The organism is Stenotrophomonas pictorum JCM 9942 (assembly GCF_001310775.1).
Lineage (GTDB): Bacteria > Pseudomonadota > Gammaproteobacteria > Xanthomonadales > Xanthomonadaceae > Stenotrophomonas > Stenotrophomonas pictorum.
The window spans coordinates 1-6,979 of record NZ_BAZI01000138.1; the positions used below are offsets into that span (position 1 = coordinate 1).

Below are 6,979 nucleotides of genomic sequence, written 5' to 3' on the forward strand. Positions count from 1 at the left end.
GCGCGTGCTGGTGGTGGGGGCGGGCGGGCTCGGCGCGCCGGCAGCGTTCTATCTGGCGGCTGCTGGCGTGGGTCATTTGCGGATCGCCGATCACGACGTTGTCGAGCGCAGCAATCTGCACCGGCAGATCATCCATACCGATGCCGGCGTTGGCCAGCCCAAGGTCGTCTCGGCGCGCGAGCGTTTGCTGGCGCTGAATCCGCATATCGAGGTGGAGGCGATCCCGCAGCGGGTCACCTCCCGCAACATCGATACGCTGATGCGGGAGGTGGACGTGGTGCTGGATGGCTCGGACAATTTCCCGCTGCGCTACCTGCTCAATGACGCCTGCATCAAGCACGCCACGCCGCTGGTCTATGCCGCGATCGAGCGCTTCGACGGGCAGGTGAGTGTGTTCGATGCCGGCCGGCAGCGCGGGCGTGCGCCGTGCTATCGCTGCCTGTTCCCGGCGCCGCCGCCGGCGGAGTTCGCACCCAATTGCGCCGAGGCGGGGGTGCTTGGCGTACTCCCCGGTCTGGCCGGGGTGATGCAGGCTGCGGAAGTGTTGAAGCTGCTGTTGGGTATCGGTGAGCCGCTGACCGGACGGCTGCTGCGCTTTGATGCGTTGCAGATGCGCTTCCGCGAAACCCGCGTGCATGCCGATCCGGCGTGCCCGGTATGTGCACCGGGCATGGAGTTTCCCGGTTATATCGACTACGCGGCGTTCTGTTCCCGGCGCGGCTGATCCTGCGTTCAGGGCAGGTGGCAGGTGTCGGACATGGCGGAATCAGGGACAATACCCGGTCCCTGCTGCTGCCCCCACGCCCATGACCGCTTCCGCTGACGCCTCCGTGGCGACTTCCCGCATCCTCGACGGCCGCCGTATCGCCGAGGAGCTGCTTGATGATCTGAAACTGCGGGTGGATGCGCGCCTGGCGGCCGGGCGTTCGCGCCCCGGGCTTGCGGTGGTGCTGGTGGGGGGCGATCCGGCCTCGACCGTGTACGTGCGCAACAAGCGCCGTGCGGCGGAGAAGGTCGGCATCGAGGCCTTCGATTACGACATGCCCGAGTGCACCACGGAGGCGCAGCTGCTGGCGCTGATCGACCAGCTCAATGCCGACCCGAAGATCCACGGCATCCTGATCCAGCTGCCGCTGCCCGGCATCCCCGATGCAAGCCGGCTGATCCAGCGCATCGATCCGCGCAAGGATGTGGACGGTTTCCACCCCGAGAACGTCGGGCATCTGGCCCTGCGCCAGTTCGGCCTGCGGCCGTGCACGCCGCGGGGCATCACCACCCTGCTGGGCCATACCGACCAGCCGGTGCGTGGCCGCAACGCCACCATTGTCGGGGTCAGCAACCATGTCGGCCGGCCGATGGGGCTGGAGCTGCTGATCGCCGGCTGCACCGTGACCAGCTGCCACAAGTTCACGCCGCGCGAGGTGTTGGAGCAGGCGGTGCGCAATGCCGACATCCTCGTGGTCGCGGTGGGGATCCCGCAGCTGATTCCCGGCGAGTGGGTCAAGCCGGGGGCGGTGGTGATCGATGTGGGTATCAATCGCCTGGACGATGGCCGTCTGGTGGGGGATGTCGGTTTCGAGGCGGCCGCGCAGCGGGCCAGCTGGATCACCCCGGTGCCCGGCGGCGTCGGTCCGATGACCGTGGCCACGTTGATGCAGAACACGATCGAGGCGGCCGAGGCCAACGGCTGAACCGAGGTCGAGGAGGCGGGGCCGTGCAACGCTGATTTGCAGCGTTGCCCCCTGCGTCCCCCTGACATCGGCGCGCAAACAAGGGTAAAATGTCGCGCTTCCCCACATATCGGGTACGCCGATGCTGCGCATCCAGCTGAAGCACTCACATACGACGACGTTTCGCTCGTCCCCGCCCATTCCATCGTCCTGCCCAAGGACGTCGATCTCGGCACGCGCCTGACGCGCGATCTGCGGTTGAAGCTTCCGGTTGTCTCGGCGGCGATGGATACCGTCACTGAAGCCCGTCTTGCCATTGCGATGGCCCAGATCGGCGGCATTGGCATCATCCACAAGAACCTGAGCCTCGAGCAGCAGGCGGCCGAAGTGGCCAAGGTCAAGAAGTTCGAGTCCGGCGTGATCCGCGACCCGATCACCGTCGGCCCGGAAACTTCGATCCGCGACGTGCTGGCCTTGACCCAGGCCCACAACATCTCCGGCGTGCCGGTGGTGGATGGCGGCGGCCAGCTGGCCGGCATCGTCACCCACCGTGACATGCGCTTCGAGACCGAGCTGGACGATCCGGTCCGCCACATCATGACCAAGAAGGATCGCCTGATCACGGTCAAGGAAGGCGCCGCGTCGGATGAAGTGCTGCAGCTGCTGCACAAGAACCGTATCGAAAAGGTGCTCGTGGTCAATGACGCGTTTGAACTGCGCGGCCTGATCACGGTCAAGGACATCCAGAAGAAGACCGACAACCCCAACGCCGCCAAGGACACCTCGACCCGTCTGCTGGTCGGTGCCGCGGTCGGTGTGGGCGGTGACACCGATCGCCGTGTCGAGGCGCTGGTCGCCGCCGGTGTCGACGTGCTGGTGGTGGATACCGCGCACGGCCACTCGCAGGGCGTGCTGGACCGCGTGCGCTGGGTGAAGAAGAACTTCCCGGGCGTGCAGGTTATCGGCGGCAACATCTGCACCGGTGATGCGGCGCTGGCGCTGCTGGACTGCGGCGCCGATGGCGTCAAGGTCGGTATCGGTCCGGGCTCGATCTGCACCACGCGTGTGGTGGCGGGCGTGGGTGTGCCACAGATCACCGCGATCGACCTGGTGGCCGAAGCGCTGCAGGACCGCATTCCGCTGATCGCCGATGGCGGCATCCGCTATTCGGGCGACATCGGCAAGGCGCTGGCCGCCGGTGCCTCGACGGTGATGATCGGCGGCCTGTTCGCCGGTACCGAGGAATCGCCGGGCGAGACCGAGCTGTTCCAGGGCCGCAGCTACAAGAGCTACCGCGGCATGGGCTCACTGGCGGCGATGGAAAAAGGCAGCAAGGACCGTTACTTCCAGGATTCGGCCGATGCCGACAAGCTGGTGCCCGAAGGCATCGAAGGTCGCGTGCCCTACCGCGGTCCGGTCGGTGGCATCGTCCATCAGCTGATGGGCGGTCTGCGCGCTACGATGGGCTACGTGGGTTGCGGCACCATCGAAGAAATGCGCACTAAGCCGAAGTTTGTGAAGATCAGCGGTGCCGGCCAGCGTGAGAGCCACGTCCACGACGTGCAGATCACCAAGGAGCCACCGAATTACCGCATGGGCTGATCCAGTCCGACGCAAAGAGGGAGACGTTCGCGTGTCCCTCTTTTCGTATCCGCCATCCGTTTTCCGAATTGCACCTGCATTGGCGACATGACCAACATCCATAACGACAAGATCCTCATCCTCGATTTCGGCGCCCAGTACACGCAGCTGATCGCCCGCCGTATCCGCGAGTTCGGCGTGTATTGCGAAATCTGGGCATGGGACCACGATCCGGCCGAGATCGCTGCCTTTGGTGCCAAGGGCATCATCCTGTCTGGCGGCCCGGAAACCACCACGCTGCCCGGCGCGCCGGCTGCGCCGCAGGAAGTGTTCGACAGCGGCCTGCCGCTGCTGGGCATCTGCTACGGCCTGCAGACCATGGCCAAGCAGTTGGGCGGTGGCACCGAAGCCGCCGACCAGCGCGAGTTCGGCCATGCCGAGGTGAAGCTGCTGGGCAATGACGCACTGCTGGGCGGCCTGTCCGACCACGGCGGCGAGCCGCGCCTGGATGTGTGGATGAGCCATGGCGACCACGTCACCCACGTGCCGCCAGGCTTCGCCGTCACCGCCGTGACCGACCGAATCCCGGTGGCCGCGATGGCCAATGAGGAAAAGCGCTGGTACGGCGTGCAGTTCCACCCGGAAGTGACCCACACCAAGCAGGGCTCGGCGCTGCTCAAGCGCTTCGTCACCGAGATCTGCGGCTGCGCCACACTGTGGACCGCGGCCAACATCATCGACGACCAGATCGCCCGCGTGCGCGAGCAGGTTGGCTGCGATGAGGTGATCCTGGGCCTGTCCGGCGGCGTCGATTCCTCGGTGGTTGCCGCACTGCTGCACAAGGCCATCGGTACCCAGCTGACCTGCGTGTTCGTTGATACCGGCCTGCTGCGCTTCCAGGAAGGCGACCAGGTCATGCAGATGATGGCCGAGAACATGGGCGTCAAGGTCGTGCGCGTGAACGCGGCCGACCGATATTTCAAGGCACTGGAAGGTGTCAGCGATCCGGAAGCCAAGCGCAAGATCATCGGCAACCTGTTCGTCGAGATCTTCGACGAAGAATCGAACAAGCTCAGCAATGCCAAGTGGCTGGCGCAGGGCACGATCTATCCGGACGTGATCGAGTCGGCCGGCAGCAAGACCGGCAAGGCACACGTCATCAAGAGCCACCACAACGTGGGAGGCTTGCCGGAAGACATGAAGCTCAAGCTGGTCGAGCCGCTGCGCGAGCTGTTCAAGGATGAAGTGCGTCGCCTCGGCGTCGAGCTCGGCCTGCCGCGTGCAATGGTCTATCGCCATCCGTTCCCGGGCCCGGGCTTGGGCGTGCGCATCCTCGGTGAAGTGAAGCGCGAGTACGCCGAACTGCTGGGCAAGGCCGATGCGATCTTCATCGAAGAACTGCGTGCCGCCGATCTGTACGACAAGACCAGCCAGGCCTTCGCCGTGTTCCTGCCGGTCAAGTCGGTGGGCGTGGTCGGCGATGCGCGCGCCTACGAGTGGGTGATCGCACTGCGTGCGGTGGAGACCATCGACTTCATGACCGCGCATTGGGCGCACCTGCCATACGATTTTCTCGGCCGCGTGTCCAACCGCATCATCAACGAGCTGCGTGGCGTCTCGCGCGTGGTCTACGACATCTCCGGCAAGCCGCCGGCGACGATCGAGTGGGAGTGAAATCAGGTCCTTCGGAGACTATCGCCAGCTATCGAAATTCTGTCATAACGTGTTGATTTAGAAGGAAATGCGTCACGACAGCTATCGGTGACTATCGCCGGCCAGCAAAACAGGTTGGCGGTAGAACTGACGGTACGAACCGGGGGCTGGATTAAGACCCTCCCGTTTACTATCCAGACTAAACCGGTCTTTGACGGTAAAAGTCTCCTCGGGAAAGCTTGTTTCATGCGGCTTTCCGAGCATCAGCAGGTCTCCTGGCCCCTGACGGTAAAAGCCGTCACGAACAGGAGGAAAAACCTCGATGCTTACCGACACCGCACTGCGCAACCTCAAGCCTAAGCCCAAGACTTATAAGGCTTTTGACCGCGATGGCATGTACGTGACGGTATCGCCCGTCGGTACCGTCACCTTCCGCTACGATTACCGTCTCAACGGTCGCCGTGAGACGCTGACCATCGGCCGCTACGGGCCGGCAGGCATCTCGCTGGCCCTGGCCCGCGAAAAGCTGATCGACGCCAAGAAGGCCGTCGCCCAGGGTAAATCCCCCGCGCTGGAGAAGCAGCGCGAGAAGCGCCGACTGACCGCCGCCAAGACCTTTGGCGACATGACCGAAAAGTGGCTGGCGGGCGCCCGGATGGCCGACAGCACGAAGGCGATGCGCAAGAGCATCATCGATCGGGACATCCTGCCGGCGTTCCAGAACCGGCAGCTCAACGAAATCGCGGCCGATGACCTGCGCGCCCTCTGCAACAAGGTGAAGGCGCGCGGCGCGCCTGCCACCGCGGTCCACATCCGCGACATCGTGAAGCAGGTCTACGCCTTCGCCATCCTGCACGGCGAGAAGGTGGACAACCCGGCCGACGACGTGGGCGCGGCGTCGATCGCGACCTTCGTGCCGAAGGATCGTGCCTTGTCACCGCTGGAAATCCGGTTGATGTCGCGGCAGATGGAGTCGGTGGCCACCTATCCGACCATCCGGCTGGCGTTGCGGATGATCGTCCTGACGCTGGTGCGCAAAAGCGAGCTGATCGAGGCCACGTGGGACGAGGTCGATTTTGAGAGCGCCACCTGGACGATCCCGAAACAGCGCATGAAAGGGCGCAATCCGCACGTGGTCTATCTGTCGCGCCAGGCGCTCGACATCTTCGTGGCGCTGCATACCTGCGCAGCCGGCTCGAAATTCGTGCTGCCGTCGCGCTACGACTCCGACCGCTGCATGTCCCATGCGACCTTGAACCGGGTCACGCAGATCGTGGCAGAGCGGGCCAAGGCCGCCGGCCTGCCGCTGGAACCGTTCACCGTGCACGATCTGCGTCGCACCGGCTCGACGCTGCTGAACGAGGTGGGCTTCAACCGCGACTGGATCGAGAAGTGCCTAGCGCATGAGGAAAGCGGGCGCTCCTCGCGCTCGGTCTACAACAAGGCCGAGTACGCCGAGCAGCGGCGTCACATGCTGCAGGAGTGGGCCAACATGGTTGATGCCTGGATCGACGGGCAGACCTACGTGCCGAGGCTGATGCCGGAGCATGTGGTCGTGCCGGTGTTGAGCGCGACGGTCTGAAATGGCGGCCTAGGTTGTCACTTGACAACCTAGGCCGGTCACCCCGATACTGGAGATCACTGATGGCCCGTCCCTCTCATCCGAAGAAGGAGGTCGAGGAAGCTCTCAGGCACGCCGAAGGGCAGGTTGGCGCGTCGAAGTCGGTGGCAGCCACGCCTGGGGGCGGATTTATTGCCCATACAACGATGAGGAGTGTCGCTGCGGCGAGTTCTGCATCACCAGCGTATGGAGCACGCCGAAGAACCCTGGCAACCACGCACGCGCTCTGCGGCGTGTCGTGGACAACTGCACCACGCATCGCAAGCAGCGCGAGGCTGAAGGCGGTGCCGAGGAGTAGCACGATGGAATACACCTTCACCCTGAAGTACCAGCTCACCGAAGACGACAGCGACCCGGATGGCCTGGTCGAGCGTCTGGGCGAGGCCGGCTGCGACGATGCCCTGGTCGGTATCGGCCAGCCGGGGCGGCTGGCGTTGGAGTTCACCCGAGAGGC

The 6,979-nt window shown here is 64.7% G+C and carries 5 protein-coding genes; all 5 read left to right on the forward strand.

Going from position 1 to position 6,979, the window contains the following annotated elements; genetic code table 11:
* On the forward strand, positions 1-724 hold a 724-nt coding region (moeB, locus tag JCM9942_RS08655), incomplete at its 5' end, for a molybdopterin-synthase adenylyltransferase MoeB (RefSeq protein ID WP_157722837.1).
* A gap of 82 nt (positions 725-806) precedes the next feature.
* The gene (folD, locus tag JCM9942_RS08660) at positions 807-1,691 is read left to right on the forward strand and encodes a bifunctional methylenetetrahydrofolate dehydrogenase/methenyltetrahydrofolate cyclohydrolase FolD (protein ID WP_054659057.1); all 885 of its coding nucleotides are present in this window, start codon (positions 807-809) and stop codon (positions 1,689-1,691) included.
* A 108-nt stretch (positions 1,692-1,799) separates the two neighbouring features.
* Positions 1,800-3,272 carry an IMP dehydrogenase gene (gene guaB / locus JCM9942_RS08665; RefSeq protein ID WP_054659061.1) on the forward strand — a complete coding sequence of 491 codons (1,473 nt, stop codon included), beginning with the start codon at positions 1,800-1,802 and terminating at the stop codon, positions 3,270-3,272.
* A gap of 87 nt (positions 3,273-3,359) precedes the next feature.
* A complete protein-coding gene (guaA, locus tag JCM9942_RS08670) occupies positions 3,360-4,925 on the forward strand; it encodes a glutamine-hydrolyzing GMP synthase (RefSeq protein WP_054659059.1) in 1,566 nt (521 codons plus the stop codon).
* Between the two features lie 301 nt (positions 4,926-5,226).
* Positions 5,227-6,486 carry a tyrosine-type recombinase/integrase gene (locus JCM9942_RS08675; protein ID WP_016448863.1) on the forward strand — a complete coding sequence of 420 codons (1,260 nt, stop codon included), beginning with the start codon at positions 5,227-5,229 and terminating at the stop codon, positions 6,484-6,486.
* The last annotated feature ends 493 nt before the right edge of the window (positions 6,487-6,979 follow it).

Coding starts and splice junctions, on each gene's coding strand:
- JCM9942_RS08675 (WP_016448863.1), top strand. CDS start 5,227: ATGCTTACCGACACCGCACTGCGCAACCTCAAGCCTAAGCCCAAGACT.
- folD (WP_054659057.1), top strand. CDS start 807: ATGACCGCTTCCGCTGACGCCTCCGTGGCGACTTCCCGCATCCTCGAC.
- guaA (WP_054659059.1), top strand. CDS start 3,360: ATGACCAACATCCATAACGACAAGATCCTCATCCTCGATTTCGGCGCC.